The organism is Paenibacillus sp. FSL F4-0087, assembly GCF_038020215.1.
Lineage (GTDB): Bacteria > Bacillota > Bacilli > Paenibacillales > Paenibacillaceae > Paenibacillus > Paenibacillus taichungensis.
On sequence record NZ_JBBODJ010000001.1, the window covers coordinates 1,463,282 to 1,488,499 of the forward strand.

General features: G+C 47.2%; 18 protein-coding genes. 7 read left to right on the forward strand and 11 right to left on the reverse strand.

Annotated elements, in window-relative coordinates; translation table 11 throughout:
- Window positions 1-53 precede the first annotated feature (53 nt).
- Window positions 54-413, reverse strand: coding sequence for a winged helix-turn-helix transcriptional regulator (locus MHB84_RS07085; protein WP_076290174.1), 360 nt, complete (start codon window positions 411-413; stop codon window positions 54-56).
- Window positions 414-456: 43 nt separating this feature from the next.
- On the reverse strand, window positions 457-1,320 hold the full coding sequence (locus MHB84_RS07090; RefSeq protein ID WP_076290175.1) for a helix-turn-helix domain-containing protein: 864 nt from the start codon (window positions 1,318-1,320) through the stop codon (window positions 457-459).
- Window positions 1,321-1,506: 186 nt separating this feature from the next.
- Between MHB84_RS07090 and MHB84_RS07095 the strand changes: the two genes are divergently transcribed.
- From MHB84_RS07095 to MHB84_RS07105, 3 genes are all read left to right on the forward strand, one after another.
- On the forward strand, window positions 1,507-3,195 hold the full coding sequence (locus MHB84_RS07095; RefSeq protein ID WP_076290176.1) for an ABC transporter substrate-binding protein: 1,689 nt from the start codon (window positions 1,507-1,509) through the stop codon (window positions 3,193-3,195).
- Between the two features lie 9 nt (window positions 3,196-3,204).
- Window positions 3,205-4,722, forward strand: coding sequence for a glycoside hydrolase family 43 protein (locus MHB84_RS07100; protein ID WP_076290177.1), 1,518 nt, complete (start codon window positions 3,205-3,207; stop codon window positions 4,720-4,722).
- A gap of 337 nt (window positions 4,723-5,059) precedes the next feature.
- Window positions 5,060-7,360, forward strand: coding sequence for a helix-turn-helix domain-containing protein (locus MHB84_RS07105; protein WP_076290178.1), 2,301 nt, complete (start codon window positions 5,060-5,062; stop codon window positions 7,358-7,360).
- A 113-nt stretch (window positions 7,361-7,473) separates the two neighbouring features.
- Here MHB84_RS07105 and MHB84_RS07110 read toward each other — a convergent pair whose 3' ends face one another.
- The 8 genes from MHB84_RS07110 to MHB84_RS07145 form a co-directional block, all read right to left on the reverse strand.
- Entirely contained in the window at window positions 7,474-8,520 is a 1,047-nt protein-coding gene (locus MHB84_RS07110) for a glycoside hydrolase family 18 protein (protein WP_076290179.1), read from the reverse strand.
- Between the two features lie 6 nt (window positions 8,521-8,526).
- The gene (locus tag MHB84_RS07115) at window positions 8,527-11,160 is read right to left on the reverse strand and encodes a transglutaminase domain-containing protein (protein WP_076290180.1); all 2,634 of its coding nucleotides are present in this window, start codon (window positions 11,158-11,160) and stop codon (window positions 8,527-8,529) included.
- Window positions 11,161-11,167: 7 nt separating this feature from the next.
- Window positions 11,168-12,190 (reverse strand): carbohydrate-binding family 9-like protein, encoded by a 1,023-nt coding sequence (locus tag MHB84_RS07120; RefSeq protein ID WP_076290181.1) that lies wholly within the window; start codon window positions 12,188-12,190, stop codon window positions 11,168-11,170.
- A gap of 61 nt (window positions 12,191-12,251) precedes the next feature.
- Entirely contained in the window at window positions 12,252-13,538 is a 1,287-nt protein-coding gene (locus MHB84_RS07125; protein WP_076290182.1) for an alpha-L-fucosidase, read from the reverse strand.
- A 33-nt stretch (window positions 13,539-13,571) separates the two neighbouring features.
- Window positions 13,572-15,167, reverse strand: a complete 1,596-nt coding sequence (locus MHB84_RS07130) for an extracellular solute-binding protein (RefSeq protein ID WP_076290183.1) — start codon at window positions 15,165-15,167, stop codon at window positions 13,572-13,574.
- Window positions 15,168-15,208: 41 nt separating this feature from the next.
- Window positions 15,209-16,117: a carbohydrate ABC transporter permease gene (locus tag MHB84_RS07135; protein WP_076290184.1), complete on the reverse strand. Its 909-nt coding sequence runs from the start codon at window positions 16,115-16,117 to the stop codon at window positions 15,209-15,211.
- A 16-nt stretch (window positions 16,118-16,133) separates the two neighbouring features.
- On the reverse strand, window positions 16,134-17,105 hold the full coding sequence (locus tag MHB84_RS07140) for an ABC transporter permease (RefSeq protein WP_076290185.1): 972 nt from the start codon (window positions 17,103-17,105) through the stop codon (window positions 16,134-16,136).
- A 1,159-nt stretch (window positions 17,106-18,264) separates the two neighbouring features.
- Entirely contained in the window at window positions 18,265-19,188 is a 924-nt protein-coding gene (locus MHB84_RS07145; RefSeq protein WP_076290186.1) for an S-layer homology domain-containing protein, read from the reverse strand.
- Between the two features lie 359 nt (window positions 19,189-19,547).
- Between MHB84_RS07145 and MHB84_RS07150 the strand changes: the two genes are divergently transcribed.
- The 3 genes from MHB84_RS07150 (at window position 19,548) to MHB84_RS07160 (ending at window position 23,761) form a co-directional block, all read left to right on the forward strand.
- Entirely contained in the window at window positions 19,548-21,290 is a 1,743-nt protein-coding gene (locus MHB84_RS07150) for an ABC transporter ATP-binding protein (RefSeq protein ID WP_076290187.1), read from the forward strand.
- A 106-nt stretch (window positions 21,291-21,396) separates the two neighbouring features.
- Window positions 21,397-23,142 (forward strand): ABC transporter ATP-binding protein, encoded by a 1,746-nt coding sequence (locus MHB84_RS07155; RefSeq protein WP_083679000.1) that lies wholly within the window; start codon window positions 21,397-21,399, stop codon window positions 23,140-23,142.
- Window positions 23,143-23,245: 103 nt separating this feature from the next.
- Window positions 23,246-23,761, forward strand: coding sequence for a DUF5381 family protein (locus tag MHB84_RS07160; protein WP_076290189.1), 516 nt, complete (start codon window positions 23,246-23,248; stop codon window positions 23,759-23,761).
- A 13-nt stretch (window positions 23,762-23,774) separates the two neighbouring features.
- Here the strand turns inward: MHB84_RS07160 and MHB84_RS07165 are convergent, their stop codons facing one another.
- A complete protein-coding gene (locus tag MHB84_RS07165; RefSeq protein ID WP_076290190.1) occupies window positions 23,775-24,206 on the reverse strand; it encodes an Lrp/AsnC family transcriptional regulator in 432 nt (143 codons plus the stop codon).
- A gap of 127 nt (window positions 24,207-24,333) precedes the next feature.
- Here MHB84_RS07165 and MHB84_RS07170 point away from each other — a divergent pair, with 127 nt between their 5' ends.
- The gene (locus MHB84_RS07170; RefSeq protein WP_076290191.1) at window positions 24,334-25,107 is read left to right on the forward strand and encodes an MBL fold metallo-hydrolase; all 774 of its coding nucleotides are present in this window, start codon (window positions 24,334-24,336) and stop codon (window positions 25,105-25,107) included.
- The last annotated feature ends 111 nt before the right edge of the window (window positions 25,108-25,218 follow it).

The window sequence follows — 25,218 nt, forward strand, 5'->3', positions numbered from 1 at the left end:
TCTCCGATTCAGGAAGATACTGCTTTTTGCTTTTTCATCTCACAATCTGACCGTTAGCGTTGCATTAACCCCGGGGCAGACACCATATTGGCTTCTCCCCAGTCACACATCATATCTAACAGTGGCATTATTGATTTTCCTCGTTCCGACAATGAATATTCAACTTTGGGCGGAATTTGGGGATATTCTTTGCGTAGAATCAGATCATGTTCCTCTAACTCCTTAAGCATGACGCTCAATGTTTTGTAGGAAATAGTACCGATACTTCGCTTCAGCTCATTATGTCGCATTACTTTGTTTTCAGACAGCCAATATAGAATAACCATTTTATATTTACCGTTTACCAGGGAAAGCGTATATCCAAAGCCGGTATCTTTTAGTGCCACGCCAGTTGGAACACAGGTTTCTCTCACACTCACCCCTCCTTCTTTTGTTCAATCACACCACAGCGGCATGTTATAGAGATTGCCTGTACGTTTTGGGAGACACGCCATACACCTTTGTGAACTGCCGGGTAAAATAATTGCTATCGTTAAACCCACATTCATAAGAAATTTCGGTAATGGACAGGTTCCCCTGTTTTAACAAATAACATGCCTTCTCCAGTCGTAGCTTCTGTAAATACGAGATAGGCGTCATCTGATAATAGGATCGAAAGATGCGATTTAGGTGCCGTATAGACACATTCGACTTCCCTGCAATCTCTTCCAAAGTCAGGGGTTCCAGATAATGATCCTCGATATAGGAAATGGCATTCGCCAGATGCATCAGATTAGTGCCCTCAATCCCCTTCTCCTGTGTCTCATAATGCCTCGACAGATAAACAACCATCTCCGTAAAACGGGAGATCAGCATCGTCTGATATCCTTGCTGCCTGCTTCTATACTCCTCAACCATGACAGAGATCAGCGATTCTACATACTCCAGATTGGAAATAGGCAAGGACATTTTACTCGGATAGGAGTGAATATTGCGATAAAACGGCTCCAATACAAACAAAGCCTGAAACCCCTTTAATTTTCTCAGATCCGGTCCGGCGGAAGCAAGCATTTCTGGTCTGAACATAATGTTGCATATCTGAAAATCATGAGGATCTCTGTAGGCATGCGGAGTGGAACCATTAATCACAAATACATTGCCCTTCTTAACAAAAAACTCCTCCGTATTAACAACATGTGTCGCATTGCCATTCAGGACAATAACAAGTTCCGAAAAGTCCACATGCTTGTGAAGTTCGGTGTCTTCGTCATGTCCTCCATATTGAATATAGAACGGAAATTCCAAATCAGCTGTAAACCAATTCAAATAGGCGTTGCTCAACAGTTCGCCCTCCATGATTCATGTTGGGATGAATGTCTATATCATGCTACTCCATGACCGAAAAATCAAGGTTTGCCGATCATTGGTTCTCTATAATTCCTCATGTAGCGATGCAAATACAGCACAGATTAAGTGATTTTTGTAAACGGATTCAAGAAAATAACGAATAACATCAGGGGGGTCAATATGGTTCATTCGATGAGAAAGATTGCAGAATGCTCTGTCGCACTAACACTCTCATTAAGCATGCTTGCAGGGTGCAGTAGTAACAATGAAGGCTCAGAAAACAAAGAAGGAAATGTCAGTGATTCTTCGCCGATGACGTTGACTTTCTTTGGAGCAGATTCCAACGCAAACTGGAATAAGATGCAGGATGATGTCGGCAAGGAAATTACCAAGCAGACAGGTATCACACTGGATGCCGAATTCGCAGTATCGGACCCCGCACAGAGACTGGCACTGATCGCAGCAAGTGGTGATTACCCCGATCTGATCAGTCCCAAGGGGGATTTGGACAAATTGGTTGATGCAGGGGCAATGCTGGACCTTACTGATCTGATCGATCAACATGCCCCAAACATCAAAAAACTCTTCGGCGACCAAATCAAACGTCTGCGCTACAGTAACGACGATCCTTCCATCTATGTCATTCCTACCTACTCAGCCATAGACGGAGTCAACTTCGTGGCCGGTGCAGGTTTTGAGCTACAGCATCGTGCTGTGCAGGAGGCCGGGTATCCACAGATCAAGACACTGCAAGATTATGAAAATGTCATTCGATCCTATTTGGAGAAGCACCCTACCGATGAGAACGGTAACAAAAATATCGGCATGACATTAAACGCTGATGACTGGCATATGCAAATTACCGTGACGAACCCCGCAGCTGAGACCACTGGTAAATCCGGTGATGGAGAGTACTACATTGATCCGGAATCGCATAAAGCAACCTACCATTTCCGCACGGAAGGTGAGAAAGAGTATTTCCAATGGCTTAACCATATGTATAATACCGGGTTGCTTGATCAGGAATCTTTTGTTCAGAAAAACGACCAATATCTGGCCAAAGTCGCTTCTGGTCGCGTCATTGGTCTGATTGATGCAGACTGGGGCTACTCCGACGGAGAGAAAGCTCTCAAGTCATCAGGAAAAAATGATCAAACCTATGGACATTATTCAGTCACGCTGTCTGACCAGTACAAGGATAACCGCTACCAGTCCACTGGTTTCATGGCGGGCTGGGGAGTAGGCATAACCGAAAGCGCAGAAGATCCGGTCCGAGCCATTAAATTTCTGGATTTCCTAGCTTCCGAGGAAGGCCAAATCCTTAACTATTGGGGCGTAGAAAGTAAGCAATATACGATGGAGGACGGTAAGCGAGTTGTACCTGCAGATGTGCAGCAGCGCATTATCAATGACAATATCGCCTTTACCAGAGAATCCGGCGTAGGCCTTTACACCAATATGGGTGGTCATTATGGGGATGGCGTGAAAGACTCGACTGGCAATTATTATACCAAGAACTTCCCGGAACAGATTATTGAGAATTATACGGATGTAGAGAAAGAGACCCTTCAAGCTTATGATGCAACGACCTGGATGGATCTGTTTCCGAACGAAAAGGATTTTCCGGTAAAACCTTGGGGAGCGGTATGGAATATTTCTGTGCCAAGTGATGATGAAATCAACATTATAGCTAACAAGGTGAAGGATATTACATGGAAACAGATTCCGCTGGCCGTCATGGCCAAACCGGAAGAATTCGATGCCATCTGGAACAACTATCAGCAGAAGCTAATTGATGCAGGTGTCGAAAAAATGGAACAAGGATTCACCAAATACGTCCAGGACCGAGTTAAACTCTGGAATGAATAGGAGCACTACATGATGACGAACTACACCAATCCCGTGATTCCGGGCTTCTATCCAGATCCCAGCATCTGTCGGGTAGACGAAGATTATTACCTCGTAACCAGCACATTTGAATATTTCCCGGGTGTACCCCTTTTTCATAGCAAAGATCTTGTGAATTGGCGACAGATCGGCCATGTTCTCACTTCTGCCGAACAGCTTCCACTCGCCAAAGCGGGCAGTTCCGGAGGTATTTATGCACCGACGCTACGCTACCATCATGGCTGGTTCTACATGACAACTACCAATGTAAGTGGAGGTGGCAACTTCTATGTACGAAGCAGAAAACCTGAAGGACCCTGGTCCGTTCCTATTTTTGTTGCCCAGGATGGCATAGACCCCTCCCTATTCTTTGACGATGATGGTCGTATTTACTTTCAATCCGCCTGTAATGGCGATGAAGGTGAGGGAATCTATCAATGTGAGATCGACATCTTGACGGGTAAAAAGCTGACAGAGAGCCAGTTCATCTGGAGGGGAACCGGCGGCGCCGCACCTGAGGCCCCTCACTTATACAAAATAAATGGCCTCTACTATCTGATGATCGCCGAAGGGGGAACCGAATACGGACATATGGAAACCATTGCACGAAGCACAGATCCATATGGGCCATTTGATACCTGCCCTCACAATCCGATTCTGTCGAACCGAAGCATGAAAAGCAGTATTCACGCCACTGGGCATGCCGATCTGGTGCAAGCACAAGACGGGAGCTGGTGGGCGGTATGCCTTGGAATCCGTCCTGCAGCCTACCCCATGCGGCATCACTTGGGACGCGAGACATTCCTGGCACCTGTGAACTGGACGAGTGACGGATGGCCTATAATCGGTCATCATGGTCATATTGAGCCTGTTATGACTAGGCCACAGCTGCCTGAAGTCCAATGGCCCCGCAAGGAAATCCGGGATGATTTCAATGTGTCCACACTTGGCCTGGACTGGGTCTTCCTACGGAATCCAGCTCCAGGTAGTTGGTCACTCACCGAACACCCGAGCCATCTTGTTCTGCGAGGAAACTCCGTATCTCTCAATGATGGTGGAAACCCCACCTTTGTTGGTCGTCGCTTGAGCCATTTCTTATGCAACTTGGCAGCCAAAATGAACTTTGATCCAACGCATGATGGCGACGAAGCGGGATTGACTGTCTATATGAATGAGAAATATCATTATGATCTGGCTATAACACGGGTCGACGGTCACAAAAAAATGATATTCCGACGAACGGTTGGCACTTTAAGAACCGAAGTAATTCGGGATTGTGGAGCTGGACCTGCGATATTACAGATTCAGGCCCAACTTGATATGTTCACATTCTCCGTGCAGCAAGGTTCAACAACTGGCACTGTCCTCGGCTTAGGCGAAACCCATCTGCTCTCTACTGAAGTAGCGGGCGGCTTCACAGGAATCATCATTGCCATGTATGCCCACAATCCATCAGGAGAAGGTGCACCCAGCCTGTTCGATTGGTTTGATTATGAACCTTTGGATTAAATAATGGTGTGACCATCAAATTTAAATAAAAACTATGAAATAACCTCTATTAAAATCATCCCCTTCAAGTAGATACTCTTTAAAAAGCCTTGTGTGGTAACATAAGGAAAGGAGTGAACTTGAAGGGGATTTTGCTATGGTTATTAACATCAATTCTCACAATAAACGTTCTGCGTGACTCCCCCTTAAATCCTAAAAAAGATTCATTGATTTATTAGAGAAGTTCTCCTAATATTTTTAGTAGGAACACCCAGCAGCTCGGCATCATGGTAATACTTCACTGTCTTTATGAGAGCGCTATCGCTGCAGCTCTAAAGAAAAACGGGAGGTTGCAGATATGAAATGGAATCACTTCAAGTCCAAGCTTCTGTTTAAGTACACACTATCCTATATCTCCATTTTCCTTATCCCTCTTGTTATATTAACTATTATTATTTATCACAATGCTGTGGACACGCTCCGTTCAGAGATTGAACAGACTAATGTCAATCAGTTGACCCAAGCCAAAACGGTCATTGATGACCGCATGAAGGAATTGCAGGACATCGCATTTCGTATCGCCTACGATGAGCAGCTGACCCGCTATTGGACTCACCATCCCTACTATAGCCGGGAATCAATTGCTGCCTTGGTCAAATACAAAGCCACCAGTTCCATTATCGATGAGCTATTTCTGTTCTTCCGCGGAGATGATAGCATCTACTCGTCTCAGGGCTCTGAGAACCTGGATGTATTCACGGGCCGCTACAAATTTAATACATGGAACAAAACGGATATGATCCGAGATTTGAATAACGTTCAGTTTCCCACGATACGACCAGCTGAACAAGTCGTTCAAGGAACCAAAGTACCCAATTCCATGCTGGCCTACCTTGTACCGATTGCACCTAACAATACGCCCGCTCACGGCACTGTCATGTACCTGATTCACGAGTCCAATCTGACCGGATTGATTGATTCCATTCTCAGCGACTACCATGGGATGACTTATATTTTCGATAATTATGGGCAGGTGCTGGCCGCTAATTATAAGGGGGAAACCATTACCGAACAGGAAGTCAAATCCCTGTTTGAACTTGAGCCGGGAACACACAGCCTCTCCTTGAATCAAGAACCGCATTCGGTGGTATCCGTCAAATCAGACGCGGGCTGGACTTATGTAACCGCTATGCCAAGCAATCAATTTTTCAGCCGAATCGTCCATATTCGTACCTTTGTTGTTCTTGTTTTCTCCTTCATGGTGGTGATGGGCACCTTTCTCGCCATTTTGTTGGCCCGAAGACAATACCATCCGATTTCAGACTTGATGGAGTTTATCCGTTTAAAGAATAATCCTGAACCTTCCACAACCAGCAACGAGCTGGAATGGATCAAGAAAACGCTGCATGATTACAGCCAGCGTGTGGACCTTCAGGAGCCCTACGCTCGTAATCATATTCTGCTTATGTTACTGAAGCATGGTCATACCGGAGAGCTCCCCTCTGAGTTTACGGATAATCTCGGTATACGCTTTAACCGATCCCATTATTTTGTTATGACCTTGGGATGGGAAATGCATGCTTTTCCCATCGTAGATCATCCCGAACAGCGTACTATCATGCAGCTGATCAACGATATGGAACTGCCGGAGTTGTCTGCTTATGCTTATGGCGTGGAGCTTCCACAGCCAGACCAAGTGGCCCTTATCGTTGGATTCAATGCCGAAGTCGGGCATGAATCCAGCTTGAATGCTCGTATGGAGCCTATTGTTGAATCACTACAATCGATGGTGACAGAGCACGTCGGAGTTGCTCCCGCGATCGGGATTGGCAACAGCTATAGTTCTCCATTACAGCTGAACCAATCCTATATCGAGGCATCAACCGCGCTGGAAGCGTCCATGCTGCACGGACAAGGCAGCAGCACCTTCTTCAACGCCCTTTCCGGCTCTAGTGAAGAGGATTCTTCCTTCTGGGTCCCTAAGGATGTGCTGCTGAAACTAGTTCAGAGCTTGAAACAGGGCAGTTACGATGTGGCGGTTCAAATGGTATCGACCGCGTTAAATACCCTGAAATCCGAAATGCCATCTGTACCGCTGCTGCGCTGCATCTGCTTCGATATTCTGAATACGATGCTGAAAACGGCCTCGGAGCTTGGCATACATCACGTGGTTAATCAACTTCCAAGAATCACTTCCTACGATTCATTGGAGGATTTGGAGAAAAAACTGACAGGACTTGCCGCCGAGATCTGTGCTCATGTCGAGGCGAAGAGCGAGACGGAAGAAAGCTCCCTGATGGATGAAATCGTTGCTTATATTGATGCCAATTTCTCTGATTATGACCTCAGCCTGGGTACGATTTCATCGAAATTCACGATCTCTTCATCGTATTTCAGTCGTTCATTCAAAGAGAAGATCGGTATGAACTTCACCCAATATATCTGGCAGAAACGAATGGATGAGGTTATCCGACTGCTGCTGCATACGACCGACCCGTTAAAAGATATCATCACTCGCGTCGGTTATCTGGACACACCGAACTTCATCCGTAAATTCAAGAAAGAGACGGGTTATACCCCAGGGCAGTACCGCAAAATGCACCGTCCCAACGACTCCTCCGATTCCCCAGATGACGATGACGAGGAATGCCTTGGTTAGTGGATGGATTCGTAAAATAAATAGAAACCTCTCCCAACCTTTTGGTTAGGGGAGGTTTTGTATGTTTTCGGCTCATATAGGCAAGCCGATCCTTCGCAACCGACTCTCTTCTTCTATTTCTCTACCGGAACATCTTGAAGCCCTTGATGTATTGCACCCAACAGACGATGAGTCTGATCACAGCCGTATTCCCAGAACATAATGCCGGCCAGTCCCTGATCCTTCACGTAATCACATTTGCACTGAATCGATTCTTCATCATCATAAGATATTAAGCTCGACCCATTAAACAGAAACGGTGCACAGGCTTCCTCATCCCAATAACGGATATAACCATTCTTGTTGATGTACTTCGCTTCCAGTTCGGCAAATGCCGGACCGTAGCCGCCTGTGCTACCGGCCATTTGGTGAAGGCCATGGTTTCGGTCAGGAACCTCAGTCCAGATCCGGGAGTAGAACGCAGCGCCGATAACGATCTTCTCCTTCGGAACGCCGGCACGGACGAACACATTTACGGAAGCATCTGTACTAATTCGGAACAGATCACCGGTTGGTGTATACAGATTCGTATGATGTCCGGTCAGAACCTGAAAACCGCCGCGCATATCATAGGTCATCAACTGCACAAAGTCCAGGTACTGCTGCACCTCAGCCATCTCTGTACCGTCTACGTAGTATTGATCAGCCCCTGCCGCAATGGTGAGCAGATAATGACGGCCATCCTCGGAGCCCTTGGCATCCAGCGTTTCCCGGATCGTTTTGAGAAGTAAGGTGAAATTCCGTTTATCATCAGGACTGGATGCGATACCGGCTTCACCGTAACAAGGATACTCCCAGTCCAGATCGATTCCGTCAAAAGGGTATTCCTCCAGCACCCTAACCGCTGATGCGGCCATACTGTCCCTTCCAGACTGGGTTGAGGCGGCTTCAGAGAAACCACCAGCGCTCCATCCGCCTACGGAAAGCAGCACCGTTAGATTCGGATGCTCCCGCTTAATATTACGGATAACCTCTCCGTTTTTTAAATGCTCGGTGGAGATTTCATCATTCTTGACATGTCCAAAGGCTACATTCAGATGTGTTAATTTCAACAGATCCTCATCCGTCATGTCGGGAAGAACAGAATCGACGACATAACCAGCAGCAATATATTTCGTCATCCGCTTTCACTCCGATCCATTCAATGATTGAGATATCGCAGCAGCAATCTGCAGAGCTTCCTTGCCTGTACCAATCTTGTACCCTGAGGCCGAGTATCGGATTTGATCCTGATTATCCAACACGAACAGATGCGGATAGCCCGCTTCGTGAGCGGCAGGTTTCGAAATGAAACCGGACAAGGCCGCATAACTTGAATCCCGTACAAAAATCGTACGTACCGGCAGCTTCGGATAAGCCCCAGAGTCAAAGGAGGCGTTCCATTCTGTATCTCCGATCACCAGCACAATTGGCACGCCCAGCTTATCCAACGGCTCAGCCAGCTCACACAGCTCACGAATCAGATGCTTGGTCGGTTCCCGTTCTGGTTCAATCCACGCGGCAATGGCCCCCTCTGATCCCAGAAGGTCCTTCAGCACCACCTCTGAACCATCCAAACGAGTCAGTTCATTGCCGGTTGCCAGTTTACCAAGCACAGGGATGTCTACCACCGTCTCGCGATAAGTCAGTACTACCTCCGTGGTGGCTCCAGCCCGAACGATGCAGTAAATGAAGCGGACTCTTACCGTTCCATCTTTCAGACGGATGCCAGTCGTTAAGCGATAAGCTCCCGGTTCAACCTCAAATGGATCGCTATAGATATCAGTGTGACCATATGGATAAATCAGCGTTTTGTACACGCCATCCTCCAGACGGGCCAACGAGAAATTCTCCGCATAGGATGCTGACGGCGCATCCTCCCGAGCCTCTGAATCCTTGAGAAGTTGCAGCATTCCCCAGCTTGAGCTCTCCTGATTTCGCGAAGAGGTGAGACTGAACACCGCATCCTCCCAGCCTTTGTCACTAAGATACTGCGGTTTCTGCTCGCTCGGATGCAATCGGGCCGGAATGCCCAAACTGCGGCACACAGCGACAAATAGTATATCGAGCGACTGTGGATCTCCCTTCATCAGGCTGTACGTACCTACAGGGTTTCCCTTGCCTTTCAGGTTAGGGAGATCCTCATAATACGAATAGCTCTGTTCCAGATTGCATGCAAGCATCGAAGGATCTTCCCTGAACGCCGCTGCTTCTTCCTCGGAATAAGCATTCTGGAATACGGATCGATAAGGCACCACCATTTCATAAGAGACCCTCGGGCACAGGATGTACTTCACAAACGTCTCTTCTGCCCATCGTCCACGCTGCGAAAGTGCACCTATAAGATGATCGTCCAGTGTCGGCCGAAAAGTATCAATCAAGTCTTTTTCGTTCATCGACTCCAGCAACTGTAGTGGCCACTCTCCAAATTCACCGGAACGTTCCTCTAGGAAAGCAGCGATTTCGCGGCTGTTACCCCGTGCCTTCTGTAGAATATCCCATACGCGCTCCGGAGGCAGTCCAGTTGTATGAGCCAATGCAAATGCATCTTCCTCACTCAGGAATGTATCCTCATATCCACTCCGAATCTTCGTACCTTCCTCCAGGCGGCGGTTGTGATCCCGGATCTTCTCTTCTGGTAACGAAGCCACTACTTCTCCCTCCCCTTCCGGAGGAGGAACCATATCAAAATCCACGATCCCTGATGGCTGCTCTAACGATTTCAACACAAGCTCAACATGAGCACCGTCCTGAGCTTTGAATAGAATTTCACCCCACTTGCTACCACTAACCGCACGAATCACTAGGTCGCCATGGCCTGTCTTAAAGGAAGCTTCTCCTTGCTCATCAGTCTTGATTTCGGCAATGGGATAAAACTCAGCACTATTGTATAGCTCAAAGCGGACACTCGCTTCAGGCACGGGCGCTCCCTGCTCATTTACCACCTTCACGCAGATGGTATGCGCTGGCGCATAGTTCTCCAGTAAATTGATCTCCGTATATCCCTTCTCGGAGAGTGTTATATCCTCCGGTCCCGGATAGTCGGCAAATATCCTCGTATTAATCAGCATGGCCCTGCGGGCTGGTGGACTGAACCACCCTTGATTCAATCCGGCTTCCGGCTCGCATGCCCCAATGTAATACCACTGGCCGTCCGCCCAGGCTTCTACCCAAGCATGATTGCTGTCACAGTGAGCCCAGCGTGGTGTGTAGACCTGACGGGCAGGTATGCCAATGCTACGAAGAGCGGCTACCGCCAGCGTGGATTCTTCTCCACAACGGCCGCGGGCATTCCGAATCATCGTCAGCGGCGATATCGTTCGCAGATCGCTGCCAATATAAGTCGCTTTTTCATGACACCAGTAATTGGTCTCCAGAATGGCATCCGCCATGGATAATTTCGCTGTCCGGTCGGCCAACTCGTCAAAGATAATGCCACGGAAATCTTCAATATTCTCTGTATTGATTCGATAGGGGAGCACAAAATGCAGAAACAGATGATCTGGTACGCGTTCCCCCCAAGGCACACGCTTGCGAATGTCCAGTGCCCGACGCACATGACTGAGGAACAGTTCCCCATCATAATCAGCTAGGTCGTTCACCGGCATGTAGGCATACACATATTTTAAAGCCCATGCCTCTTCTTCAGTTAATGGCTGCTGAAACACATGAAACAGTTTATCTTTGCGGGTATCCGCAAAGTTTAACTTCTCCTGGAATTTCTGCTCGATCCGCTCCAAGGACTGTGCCTCCATCGAGAACACTAAGGTTTGGCTGGTCATCGCTAGCTCACTCCTTCCACAGCTTTCCGTCTTCCCGAATACAGATTAAGGTGGTGCCGTCCGAGGAAGGCGTACTAATCTGGAATAGGCTACGGGTCGTTTCAATTACAGGCTGGCAAATCAATGTTTCCTCACCCATAAGTAACTTCACATCCTGTGTAAATTCACCATGGGCTTCAAAATAATTGTGTTCACGGTAGTAGAGTCTGCGAAGTTCCCATTTGATTCGTTCGTCTTCTGGCAGCTCAAAGGGCTGATCCATTCCGTCATCCGAAAATACGACATATCCCCATAGCTCCGGATAATGCATGTTGATAATACCCATGGGTGACCAGACCCAGTTGTCCTCCGGATAAGGTTTGCCTGTATCCGGATTCACCACCTTGCGGTACTCACCATCCTGCACCTCGGTCTGCCATTCCACCCGTGAGAAGTTGACACGCCAGAACTCACCCGGTGCAGGAGGACGGTTGCCTTCTGCACATTCCTTTAGGCTGGTCCACGGAATCGCGACCTCGACGCTCCATTTTCGGTTATCGGCGCCAGGTGTGTTCAGCTCCCCATCGATATGTACAGCCGTCTTAAGACCGCTGATATCCCAACCGTTGACCGGAGGTCCACCATCCCGATATGGCTTCACCAATAACAGGTCCCACACCGTATTCAGCGCATTGATCTCGAACTCATAATATTGATGGGTATCCCCGTCGGGATCGATAAAAATCTCAAAATCATTGTCATAGAAAATAACAGAGTCCCGCTCGGTCAACGTAGCCCATATCTGATCTTCAATCAGTTCGGCAGCAAAGTAGAAATAGTCGTCATCCCACAGCATTTTTACCCGAGTCTGTTTTGCTGGTTTCGGACGAAGATCCCCTTCGATATCAACGAAATCATCTGTCCAATGAGCTGCATCCCAGAATGCCTTATCTACGCGGCCGTCCAGCATCAGCGGTTCCTGCGCACGCTTGCATATATAATGTTTGGGAGCATACTCAATCTTCGGCTCAGGTACTCCACTTTGGTTCATATCGCTCTCTCCGCTTCATGAGGGAGGGCATGCATCTATAAGTGCATGCCCTCCCGTAATGTTAGTTATGGGTAACAACGGCTCCTGAACCACCGTACATTTCCAGTTCCTCGTCGAATTCGAGCTTAAGAACCGTCACCTTCTCATGTGTGTCCTCCGGGGTCATTTTGATCCACGTTGTCCCCGGGATATTGAACCAAGGCACACCCCCATGAATCTCATGGTTAAGTTCTTTGCCCGAGTGCAGCACAGTAATCTTCTTGATCTTATTGCATAGTCCCTTGATGCATACATTCTCTTTTGGATCGTCATAAACAAACAGATATAATGTCTTTCTGTCCTCGGATACGGTGCTTCCCCCCAGATAATAGCGAGGCATAATACCTTCGCCCGTTCCAAAGACGGCCTCTTCATGGGTTCGGATCCAAGCTCCCAGTCCAAGCAGAATATCCTCCTGCCTCTTATCAATGGTGCCATCCTCGCGCGGACCGATATCCAGCAACATGTTGCCACCCATCGAAATACAATCACAGAACATCCGAATGATCTGATTTAACGATTTGTATTTATGGTCTGTTGGCACATAGCCCCATGATGTGTTGATCGTGGTGCAGAACTCCCATGGTCCCTCCGGTCTTGTAATCGGGATGCCTTGCTCTGGCGTTTTATAATCCCCATAACCTTGAAGGCGGGAGTTGATGATGACATCCGGGTTAAAAGATTGCAGGTAATGCTTGAACTCCGGCAGGTTCCACTGCTCGGCGCTTCGCTCCCAGTCCCCATCGAACCACAGCAGATCCACCTTTCCGTAATTCGTCATGATCTCCCGCAGCTGGTGGTTATTGAACTCAAGGAATTTCTTCCATTTCTCCTGATCCTGAGCACCATCCACAGGGCTTGAATGCCGATTGACACTGCTGAGATCCTCCGGTACCTTTCCACCTTCAAACACGCTAGGATAATCCGGGTGCGACCAATCAATCAGCGAAAAGTACATCCCCAGATGTATGCCCTTCTCCCGAATTGCTTCCGCATATTCCCTCACGAGATCCCGATTCGCTGGTGTCTGCTTAACGACATTGAGGTCACTATACTGCGTATCCCACAGAGCAACACCGTCATGATGCTTCGTTGTCAGCACGGCGTATCGGGCTCCGGATTTCTCAATTAAGTCCGCCCACTTCTGTGCATTAAACTTCGATGCCGTAAAGCCGTCCAGCTGCTTCATGTACTCTTCGTAGGAGATCCTTCCATTATAGAAGGACCAGGATTCCGAAACCCCGTCCACAGCATAGATGCCATAGTGGATGAATATTCCCAGCTTGGCCTCTTCAAACCATTTCTGCATCCTTGTTCACACCTCTTTCTGGAGTCCTTGTTCTTATTGGCCTGTGTTCCAACGATCGTATGCCCCTTGATACAGTTCAACAATACGGTCGCTGCCCATTTTTTTGATCTGTGCAATATACTTATCCCAGTTCTCAAGCGGCTCTTGGCCTGTTACGAACTTCGCTTCCATCTGCTTGACGTACGTATCCAGATCAGATAATAAAGCGGTCGCTTCGCTTTGCTCTTCATTTGTTAAATAAACGTTGGGGAATGGTGATTTTCCGATAGGCACCAATTTCTCTTGATTCTGCTGGTCAAGCCATTCATCAAATTCGGTGCGAAGACCTTTCGCGATATCCGGATCATTAATACCCGGTGTCAAAATGCCATAGTTCGGCGTGATTTTACCGCGATATTCCTCACGATCCCCGCCGCCAGGAACAGGCAGCCACTCTTTTACGAGATTTTCCTTGTCTTTGAATTTCCACAGCAGACCTTCAGGACCTTGATTGAACAGGGTCGCCCCATCATAGCTGTACATATAATCAATCCAACGCATAGTTGCCTCAGGGGACGGGTTGCTGCTCGTAATAGCAAAGGTACCACGTGCCGATATGCCTGGGTGTTTACCGTATACAGGTGAGTCTGCGATCTCACTCTTCACGGGTGTCATCAGCGGATGCTTCATGCTAGGCTCGCCGCCGAGTGTGAAGTATGGATGGTAGTCATTGAACAGCGCAAGCTTGTTGCTTTCGCCTTTTGCTTTTTTCTGATCGCCTGTTTGAGAGAAGGTCTCATGATCCAGCAAATCTTCTTTCCACAAGCGGTTCATGAACGTCAGATAACCTTTGTAACCTTCTTCTTGATAAGGATAGTGAACTTTTCCGTCCTTATCCGCGTAGATTCCTTCGTTGTACATTCCCCAGAATCCGAAGAAGTACATACGAAGATCGTCCAGTTTTACAGAAGTAAGCGGAATTTCATCTTGTTGTCCGTTGCCGTTAGGGTCTTCTTCCTTAACACGCTTCAGGTACGTATATAATTCTTCCGTCGTCTTAGGTTCCTCTACATTAAGTGCTTTTAGGAATTCCCCGTTATACCACATCGGGCCTCTGTACCACACGGCAGCCGTATCGATAAATGGCAGTGCATACATATGTCCGTCAGGCGTTGTAAATGATTTGCGAACATCCGGGTTTTCGTCGAGAATCTTCTTAATATTCGGGGCATAGCCCTCATCAATGTATTTTTCCAGTGGGATCAGAATGCCTTGAGTTCCATAAGTAACCTGCTCAGCTGGCTTGAGATCCGCAGCATAGAACATATCCGGTAAGTCGCCGCTTGCGAATACCAGGTTCTTCTTTGTTTCAAAGCTGTCGATCGGCGAAAGCTGGTACTCCAGCTTGATGCCTGACAATTTCTCCATCTCTTGCAGGACTGGCATCGTGTTCCAGTCGGCTACGCCTGCATCCTGGGACATGACCTTTAACGTAAGTGGTTTGTCCACAATCGGGAATCCTTCTTTTTTGACCCCTTCGACATTTGAAGTCGCAGAACCTCCATCTTCATTGGAACCACAAGCTGCAAGCAATGCTGCTGATAGGGTAAGGCAGAGTACAATGGATGAAGCCTTGCGAAGCTTTTTCATGACGACAACTCCCCTTTTTTAGTGTGGATTATGGTTTAAGATCATCCCTTAACGGAACCGATCATAACACCCTGCACAAAGTAACGCTGAAGAAATGGATAAATTGCAATCACAGGTAAAGTTGAAACAATAATGACAGCATATTTGACCAGCGCAGCAATTTCCGCTTTGGAATTCATCGCTGTTGCTGAAGAGGTATCGATAGCTCCCCCGCCCTGTGCTGCCATCTCCTGAAGTACCAGGATTTGGCGCAGAAAGAGCTGCAGTGGATACTTCGAGGAATCATTTAAATAAATCATGGCACTGAAATAGCTGTTCCAGTGTCCGACACCGTAGAAGAGCGCCATCACGGCAATGATTGGCATGGAAAGCGGAAGCACAATTCGAATGAACAACCGAGTGTTGGTACACCCGTCGATATGGGCCGCTTCCTGCAGCTCCTTGGGAATGGTCGATTGGAAAAACGTACGGCATACGATAATATTCCAGATGGATGCAGCTCCCGGCAGAATAAGTGCCCAAATGCTGTTCACCATACCAAGATCTTTAACCAGCAAGTAGCTCGGGACAAGCCCTCCGCTGAAGAACATCGTTACCATAAACATAGCCATGAAGAATCCACGTCCCGCAAAATCAGAGCGGCTGAGCGCGTAGGCTGCTGGAAGAGTAACCATCAGGTTGACGAGTGTACCTAAGACAGTATAGATGATCGTATTTTTGTACCCAATCCAGATGTTGGTGTTCTCAAATACGCGGGCATAACCTTCAAACGTAATTCCTTTAGGTAGCAACCACATCTCACCGGAGCTTACAAATTTGGGATCACTGATTGAGGCGCTAATGATGTATAACAGCGGGTAAAGCACAATGACGAGCGCTATCGTCAGATAGATGTAGTTGCACCATAAGAACACTTTATCGCTTCTGCTTTCCTTAACCGCGGTTGACATGTGTTTTCCCCTCCTTTTACCACAAACTATTTTCACTGGTGCGACGTGCTATTTGGTTCACCGTAATCAGCAGAATTGCATTAACTACCGAATTAAACAATCCTACAGCTGTGGAGAAACTGTATTGCGCATCAACCAGACCGGACCGATAGACAAATGTCGAGATGACATCGGATGAACCCATGTTCAACGGATTTTGCAGCAGCAAGATTTTCTCGAATCCGACACCCAGAATACTGCCCATATTCAGAATTAACAAAATGGTGATCGTAGGGATGATCGCTGGAATGTTAATATGCAGAATCCGTTTAAACCGGCTCGCACCGTCCACCACAGCTGCTTCATGCAGTTGCGGGTCCACACCCGAGAGAGCTGCGAGGTATATAATGGTACCCCAGCCTGCACTCTGCCAGACACCTGAGAGTACGTACACCGTCTTGAACCACGCAGGGTCCGTCAGAAATTGAGGGGCCTGAAATCCAAGAGCCTCCACCAAATTGACAATCATGCCTGACGAAGGCGATAAGAAGGTAATGATCATACCCGACATGACAACGACCGAAATAAAATGTGGTGCATACGTGACCGTCTGTACGGTACGTTTGAAGAAGGAGTCCTTTACTTCATTGAAGGCTAACGCCAGAATGATCGGCAGCGGAAAACCTATAGCCAGCTCATACAAGCTGATACTGAGGGTATTCCATAACAAATCCCAGAAATAATACGAATTAAAGAAGCGGATAAAATGATCGAACCCAACCCACGGGCTTCCCGTAACACCAAGCGTCGGGATAAAGTTTTTGAATGCGATTTGTATGCCGTACATCGGCCCGTAATGAAAAATCAGAAAGTATAGAAATGCTGGCGCGATAAACAGATACAACTCCCAGTTTCGAATCATCCTTCTCCATAATTTATTTTTCTTGCTGTTCGGAATCGTGTACACCGATAGGTTTTGCGACAAGGCGGACTTCCCTTCTGGCTGCATCAGTTGTTTCCTCCTTTTCTAAATGAAAATCCGTCCGTTTTGTAAGAAGAGCGAAACACTCCTGTTCAAATGTAAGGAATGAGTCCCGGACCACATTTCTATCATGCGAGGCCTTGTTTCCCTCGCAATTTGGTAACGCTTACATACTGAGTTTATGGATCATTTCCGAATCCGTAAATATGCTATTTCGATCTTCACTGTTAAAAACACGGAAAGTACTGTTAAAACAAGGGTTTACGCTTTTCGTTTAAACTTGTCATTGTCATTTTGGAGGCATAAAACATGTGGAATTTGACTCATTTTCCTCTTGAAGTTATCGTTTGGAGTAGCTTCGCATGAACTTGAGAGATGTCCGATCTGAATGAAAGTTGAGAAACAGACCTTAAAGTCAAAACCCACATATGTTTAGGAAAGAGGTATTCCATATGTGTAGGTCGCATTCTGGATTCACATCGGTCATACAGGTCGCAAGGTCTTAGCATGCTCTGCGCATCGACATCTTGAATGTAATAGAAGTTCCTCTTCATTGCTACTGTGTTTCTCCCCCTTTACTTATGCATTTGTCTTCCTTCTCTCCTGATGCTTAGAAAAAGTAATAAGGATAGATTTAATTCAATCACATAAATGTAATATTATCTATCATATATTTACCACCTGCATCAAGCACCCTTATGGCTTGGCTTTATTCTATGAGTTTCTTCCCCGCTCGGTAAATATGTCGTTTTTATCCTTGACTACAATGCACACAAACGTAGATAAAAACTGGGTATATTCAGTCATATATGTTGATTTTGCACATGACATGGAGAGCTGGAATGAATGATAATTTTTGGATCAGACCAGAAAAAAAAGCCGCTCCGTTAACACGAAGCAGCTTTATCACCTATATAGATATTGATTTACATCTTATAAATGACAATTTTAATGTCATATAAAATTACACAAATTAACTAAATACTACTTTTCTAATCACCTATGAGTCACAAAATTTAACATGCATAAATAGAATTATTACATTTCAGTCGGACTACTCAAGATTCGGACTGAAAGACAGCCCCTCTCTCTACGCAAATTCTTCATATCGATCGTCGGTTTCAGAAAGAAATCAAAAAAAAAAGCGCGCTCCGATCAAGGATCGAAGCACGCTGGTAAGGCTTGATTATTTTCCAGAAGGCTGTGCTTCTGCAGTGTATCCTGTTGGAATGTCTGTCTCTGCGGTAACATCGGTAATCACCATTGGATACATCATGTCCGGGTCAGGTTGGATAATGGTATACAGCACAATGGCACGTCCATCCTTCTCCAGTTTCACATCTTCAATCTTCAACCCATAACCAGGATGAGGCATTTGTGCGGTCAGTTTGACTTTTACCTTCTTGTCATCCACTTTGGTTGATGTCACGGTAGGCACAATCCCTTGTTGGCCTTCGCCTGGATTTGTTGGAGTCGGTTCTGTCGATCCGCCATTGCCGTGCTTATCTACGAATTCAAGTGCATTGAAGATCATGCTTGCAGCCTCCATACGGGTAAGCGACTGATCTGGACGGAAGTTTCCGTCCTTATCCAGTTCAATGATGTCCATGTTCAGCAGGTTCTGGACCGCAGATTTGGCGTCCTTACCGATTTTATTTTCGTCCTTAATATCATTATACAGCATGATCACCGGATATTCTCCGGTTGTATTAATCCCTTCAAGGAGCAAAATAGCAAACTGCTCACGCGTCATTTTGGCCTGTGGATTCAACTCCACCGGAATGGACAGACCATTCTGTGTTGCAGCCTGAACGGCATCGGCGTACCAGGTCGTTGGACTAATTTTATTTTGTGCCGAGGCGGCAGCGTATTCATTCTTCAGACCAAAAGCGTTCACGATCAGTTGAACACCTTGTGGCTCGGACAATGCGAGATCTGGACGAAATAGATCCGCCGTTACTCCATTAACAACACCCTTGGCATGTAACGAGTCCACAATCGTTTTTTGTCCTTCATCTTTTACATCCGAAAATGCAAGTACCGATGCACCTCCTGCCGTCAAAGACACGCAGAGCGCAAGCGTTGCAGCCAATCCTTTTTTATGTTTCATTTCTTGGCACCTCCATATTTAGTAAACCCATTTTTTGACCTCTTCAATCCTACAGACGGGAGACTCTCCTGAAATGTTTCAGTAAAATCAACATCTGGTGAATAAATGACGGAAATACTGCATATATCCCTTACTCTGCGGGCGCTGATCTGCTTTCTTTCCATTATGCTTGCTTGCTTCGTTGACATCCTTACCGATTAGCGCAAAAATAAGAATAGAGAATTCTATCGAATGACGGATAAACAGCAAACCGGATCGCATAAAGTAAGAGGGCACGACGCGCTATTATCAGGTGTCGGCCCTTTTCTTGACTCCGATTCCAAACCAACTTTTACCCTGAACAAAGGAGAACAAATCTTATGTCCAAGAAAGGATTACTACGAGGCTATGTCATTGCCAACTGGCCCGTATATCTGTTCGCTGTACTACTGATTATTGCCTCCAATGTGGGTCAGGCGTCCTTGCCCCGAATTCTGGGCAGCTTCACGGATCAACTCATGCAGAACACCCTTCAGATGAATACGGTCATCCAGTACAGTCTTTCGCTTTTGGCTATAGCCATCGCTTATAATCTGTTATTCGGTACCGGGCAATTCATGATCATGAAGCTTGGACGCCGCTTCGAATTCATGACACGTGAGCGCATTTTCGGCAAGTTTTCCGAACTTAGCGAGCACTATTTTTCCAAACAGGGAAATGGGAAACTGCTCAGTTACGTCATGAATGATGTCACCTCTGTACGTGAAGCCATCTCCAACGGCGTCACCATGATGACCAATGCAACATTTCTATTATTATCTTGCATCGTGATGATGCTGCTCAGCGGAATCCCGATGAAACTTATTCTGATCAGTATTGTGCCTTTGCTGGCCATTCCGTTTCTGGTCGTTTTTTTCGGTCCGCGAATTCGCAAGCGCTCTCGTGATGTGCAGGATGCTCTTGCTACCATGACGGAATCCGCAGAGGAACAGCTGGGTGGTATTCGTGTAACCAAAACATTTGCCATTGAAGACAGCGCCCGTGAACGTTTTGGATTCACAGTAGATGCAATCAAAAGCAAACAGCTGCGGCTTGTTCGTCTGTCCTCTCTATTTCAGGCCTTGCTACCGCTACTGGGTGCCATTTCATTGGTTGTCTCCCTGCTTGTTGGCGGAATTTTGACGATGCAGAACTCCATTACACTCGGAAGTTTTGTTGCATTAACGCTATACTTGCGGATCATCATGGGACCGCTTCAACAAATCGGTAATGTGATCAATACCATGCAGCGTTCTGGAGCATCACTGGAGCGGGTAAATGATCTGTTGACGGAAGTGCCTGACGTGCGCGAGCTTCCCAATGCGACAAGTCTCAAAGCCGTGAACGACATTACGATAGAGAATCTGTCCTTTTCCTATCCCGGCAGTTTATCCCCTGCGCTCAAAAACATCAGTCTGAATATCCAGGCAGGACGAACCGTGGGCATTGTGGGCAGAACAGGTTCTGGTAAAAGTACCTTTGTGAAGCTATTGTTGCGTACATATGAGCCGCCTGAAGGCACGATCCGTATTAACGGAACCGACATCCGGCAGCTGTCGCTGGAAAGTCTGCGATCCCGTATTGCCTATGTACCGCAGGATGGATTCCTGTTCAGTACAACCATTCGGGACAACATCGCTTTTAGCGACCGTGAGGTTCCGCTAGACACCGTAGAGCACAGTGCACGACAAGCGATGATATACGAGAACATTATCCGGTTCCCTGATCGGTTCGATACCCTGCTGGGTGAGCGCGGACTCACGTTGTCTGGTGGGCAGCGTCAGCGCACCAGTCTGGCACGGGGGTTGATCAAAAAAGCGCAGGTGCTCATTCTAGATGACAGCATGAGTGCTGTGGATGCCGTCACTGAAAGTGGCATTCTGCGCAGCCTTCGTGAGATCGGCAAAGGAAAAACAACGCTGATTATCTCCCACCGGATTAGTGCGGTCCGTCATGCCGACGAAATAATCGTTCTGGATGAAGGCCGAATCGCTGAACAGGGAACACATGCAGGTCTGATGGCCGCAAAAGGGTTATATGCTGCAACCTATCGTTTGCAGGAGGAGGGATTACATCATGACTGACCGTAACGCTGAAGTTCGTTCAGATGCCGGATCACAAGCACCGTCAGGGCATGGGTCCGGGTCCGATGCAGGCGCAGACCAGAGTAAGCGCACTTCCTTCAAAGCGATGATGTCCTACGCCAAACCCCATAAATGGGCCTTTGCAGGTATTTTTTTCTGTTCGCTGCTCGGCATCTCCGCCGATTTGCTTCAGCCTTACCTGGTGAAGATCGCGATCGATGATCATCTGGCAATTGGTCAGACTAGTGTAGGCTTTCTTGTCCAGTTGGCAGCTATCTTTTTGGGGCTGGCTGTAATCAGCTTTATTTTTACCTATGTACAAAACAATCTGCTGCAACATGTCGGTCAGAACATCGTCTCTCGCATTCGTAAAGACCTGTTCAAGCATATCTCCAAAATGTCAATGTCTTTCTTTGATCGCTTCCATATCGGCAGTCTGGTGACGAATGTATCCAGTGATACGGAAACGATCAGCAGTTTCTTCACCCAGGTACTGCTTAGTCTCATCCGGGATGGCATGATGCTGGTGCTCATTATCGTCTTTATGTTCCAGCTCGATCCGGTACTCGCAGGGTACTCTCTCATCGTGTTGCCTGTGATCGCCATCGTTGCTGTATTATTTCGGAGCCAGCTACGCAGGGCTTATCAGAATGCCCGAACTCGTCTCTCCCGTTTGATTGCATTTACGGCAGAGAACCTGTCCGGCATGTTTTTGATCCAGGCCTTCCATCAGGAAGAAGAACAGAAGAAAAGATTCACGGAACAGAACCAACTTCACCTGAAGGCCAATATCACACAAGCTCGTTCGAATGTTATATTCAACCGGACGTTTGATATCCTTGGCAATGCGGCGCTCGTTATGATGGTTTGGCTTGGAGGACGTGCCGTGCTGGGTGAATCATTGCAGGTGGGCGTGCTCTATGCGTTTATCAGTTACATCCGTCAGTTCTTCCAGCCGATTAACCAGATCACCATGCAGTGGAACACATTCCAATCAACCACCGTATCCATGGATCGGATCTGGAACATTCTGAGTACCCGTCCGGAAGTCGCTGACCCCAAACCCGGGACTGCCTCCACACTTGAACCACGGAACGTGATGGGACAGATTGATTTTAATGATGTTTCGTTCGGCTATCGAGCAGATCGCCCCCTGATTCAGCATATGAATCTGCATCTGTATCCAGGTGAAATGGTCGGCATTGTAGGCACTACAGGAGCTGGAAAAAGTACGTTGATCTCCCTGCTCAATCGCTTTTACGATGTGAATCAGGGCAGCATTGAAATCGATGGAGTAGACATTCGCCATTTCCCACAGGCCAATCTTCATCGGATCGTTGGTCTGATCCAGCAGGAACCATTCCTCTTCTCAGGCTCCATCATTGACAATGTACGAATGTTCCGCGAGGATATTACGAGAGAGCAGGCTATTCAGGCCTGCCGTTTCGTCGGAGCACATGCCATGATTTCACGTCTGCCGCAAGGGTATGATACTCGTCTTTCCGAACGCGGAAGCGGTCTGTCCGCCGGAGAACGTCAACTGATATCGTTTGCCCGAATCGTGGTCTTTCAGCCCCGAGTGCTTATCCTGGATGAAGCAACCGCGAATCTGGATTCGCATACCGAACAATTGGTACAACAGGCGCTGGAATCCGTCTCTCAGGGAAGAACAACGGTTGTTATTGCGCATCGTTTATCTACAGTCATGCATGCAGATCGGATTCTCGTTATGGAGAATGGTGAGATTGTTGAGGAAGGCTCACACCAGAAGTTGATCGATGCTGAAGGAGTCTATGCTGATCTTTACACCCATGCGCGTGAAGCTGGTAATGATTCAGCTATTTCTGGCTAGCTCATCCAACCAAATGGGTTAAATAACGTTGAACGTGCCGCTCTGCGATGCAGGCGGCATGTTTGGTATATTTTCTGGGAAATGATGTTAAGGAGGCGTATTTATGAAACCTGAATTATCCAAATCATCAGAGTCGAAGCTTGAGCATCGACAGATTGCCTACCGCCGTTTCACGGCTATATGGAAAGGAGCAATATGTCTTCTGTTCTTGCTGTTATGTCTCACCCTGTTATGGATCATCTATGACGATCATGCTGGACAACTCGAGACGTTGTATTATTCCATCGCAGCCATTCTTGGCATGTGGTTTATCGGGCCTTTATTTTTTATGTTTCTATCCCGCGCAATCGCGAGTTCTCCTGTGTTATTATCCTGGAATGATGAAGGACTTCATACCCTTAAACGGACCATTCCCTGGAATGAGATTCGTAAAATTGAGGTTGGCTCTCCCGCCTTCAGCAAATGGATATTTTCTGCTTCCCCCATGATTGCCCTGTATTTGAAAGACGGCACCCGGCGTCATATCCAGACCGATCATTTACTAACCAAAAAAGAGCTCAGTCAAGCAGTTGTCCTTCTGCAGGAGACGCTCCGAGAGAAACAGCAACAGGACATCTGAAATCCAGCTCACATCATTCCGACTTTTCGATACCAACAGACAGGTTCATTCTATAATTTCCATACGGCAAAATGGCTTCCAGCAAATTGCCAAGCTGCTCCATTGTTCCTGTCCGTACGATCATCAGATAACAGCCCTCTCCGCTGACACGGTGAACCTCCACGATGTCTTCACGTGCAGCCATAAATTCACGGAAGGCGGCATGTCGGTCGCCGGAATTCAGAAAAATCGTTACAAATGCCTGCAGGCCCAAGCCGAGGCGTTCCGGGTTCCATTTTACCGTATAACCTTCAATCACACCCATATCATGCAGCTTACGCACTCTCGCACCTACAGCCTGTCCGGTCAGATGCACCTCTTCGCCGATCTCTTTGTGAGAGCGTTTGGCGTCCCGGATCAGGCTTTTCAGTATGCGTATATCTGTATCATCAATCGTCTCATTCATCTATTTTGCAATCCTTTCAACTTGAAATTAAAGTGGTCTGTTTTCTTTCAGTGTGTTATTTACGCCCATAAACGGGTTGTATAACATATAGGATAATAACATTAATTCCCGAAGGAGTGCAGGTTCGATGAAAATTCAATTGATTCGTAATGCTACATTATGGTTGGAATATGGGGGTCTGAATATACTGGTTGATCCCATGTTGATGGATAAAGAAGTGATGCCTGCTTTCCCGAACACGCCCAATGAATTACGCAATCCTAGAGTCTCCTTACCCGAGACGGAAACGGATTATATGAATCCGGATCTGGTGATCGTTACGCATACCCACCCCGATCACTGGGATGAAGCAGCAGCGAAGCAGCTCCGCAAGGATGTACCTCTTCTGTGCCAGCCAGGAGATGAAGCCGTGTTCAATGGAGCCGGATTTACTAACGTTACCGCCGTGGATGAGAAACACGAGTATCATTCTGTCCGTTTTGCCCGCACTTCAGGACAACACGGAACCGGAGAAATCGGCGAACGTATGGGCAAGGTGTCTGGTTTTGTATTGGAAGCTGACGAAGAACCTGTCGCCTATATCGCCGGGGATACCATCTGGTGCGAAGAACCAGCCGAAGCCATTCGTCAATATCAACCTGAGGTGATTGTGGTGAATGCTGGCGGTGCCCGCTTCCTGCAAGGAGATCCGATTACGATGGACGGGCCTGACGTCGCTGCCGTGAAAGGCCATGCACCGGATGCACATGTGATTGCTGTGCATATGGATGCCATTAACCATTGCATGATGTCCCGTGTGGACCTCGCCAGTTATCTGGCATCCGAACAATTGGACGGACAGGTGCTTATTCCACGCGATGGCGAGAGCTTTGTGTTCGGACCGGATACGGAGTTAAAATAAAGTTCATTGATGAGATGAGTGATTTTTAACAAATGGAGTCTTCTCTAGTAGTTCTCGCCAAGAAACACGAAAAAGCTGGATGTGATTTGTTCGCATCCAGCTTTTATTTAC

What these genes read in the sequence shown, in the direction of transcription:
- MHB84_RS07095 (WP_076290176.1), top strand. Translation starts at nt 1,507, where the DNA reads ATGGTTCATTCGATGAGAAAGATTGCAGAATGCTCTGTCGCACTAACA.
- MHB84_RS07100 (WP_076290177.1), top strand. Translation starts at nt 3,205, where the DNA reads ATGATGACGAACTACACCAATCCCGTGATTCCGGGCTTCTATCCAGAT.
- MHB84_RS07105 (WP_076290178.1), top strand. Translation starts at nt 5,060, where the DNA reads ATGAAATGGAATCACTTCAAGTCCAAGCTTCTGTTTAAGTACACACTA.
- MHB84_RS07110 (WP_076290179.1), bottom strand. Translation starts at nt 8,520, where the DNA reads ATGACGAAATATATTGCTGCTGGTTATGTCGTCGATTCTGTTCTTCCC.
- MHB84_RS07115 (WP_076290180.1), bottom strand. Translation starts at nt 11,160, where the DNA reads ATGACCAGCCAAACCTTAGTGTTCTCGATGGAGGCACAGTCCTTGGAG.
- MHB84_RS07120 (WP_076290181.1), bottom strand. Translation starts at nt 12,190, where the DNA reads ATGAACCAAAGTGGAGTACCTGAGCCGAAGATTGAGTATGCTCCCAAA.
- MHB84_RS07125 (WP_076290182.1), bottom strand. Translation starts at nt 13,538, where the DNA reads ATGCAGAAATGGTTTGAAGAGGCCAAGCTGGGAATATTCATCCACTAT.
- MHB84_RS07130 (WP_076290183.1), bottom strand. Translation starts at nt 15,167, where the DNA reads ATGAAAAAGCTTCGCAAGGCTTCATCCATTGTACTCTGCCTTACCCTA.
- MHB84_RS07135 (WP_076290184.1), bottom strand. Translation starts at nt 16,117, where the DNA reads ATGTCAACCGCGGTTAAGGAAAGCAGAAGCGATAAAGTGTTCTTATGG.
- MHB84_RS07140 (WP_076290185.1), bottom strand. Translation starts at nt 17,105, where the DNA reads ATGCAGCCAGAAGGGAAGTCCGCCTTGTCGCAAAACCTATCGGTGTAC.
- MHB84_RS07145 (WP_076290186.1), bottom strand. Translation starts at nt 19,188, where the DNA reads ATGAAACATAAAAAAGGATTGGCTGCAACGCTTGCGCTCTGCGTGTCT.
- MHB84_RS07150 (WP_076290187.1), top strand. Translation starts at nt 19,548, where the DNA reads ATGTCCAAGAAAGGATTACTACGAGGCTATGTCATTGCCAACTGGCCC.
- MHB84_RS07155 (WP_083679000.1), top strand. Translation starts at nt 21,397, where the DNA reads ATGATGTCCTACGCCAAACCCCATAAATGGGCCTTTGCAGGTATTTTT.
- MHB84_RS07160 (WP_076290189.1), top strand. Translation starts at nt 23,246, where the DNA reads ATGAAACCTGAATTATCCAAATCATCAGAGTCGAAGCTTGAGCATCGA.
- MHB84_RS07165 (WP_076290190.1), bottom strand. Translation starts at nt 24,206, where the DNA reads ATGAATGAGACGATTGATGATACAGATATACGCATACTGAAAAGCCTG.
- MHB84_RS07170 (WP_076290191.1), top strand. Translation starts at nt 24,334, where the DNA reads ATGAAAATTCAATTGATTCGTAATGCTACATTATGGTTGGAATATGGG.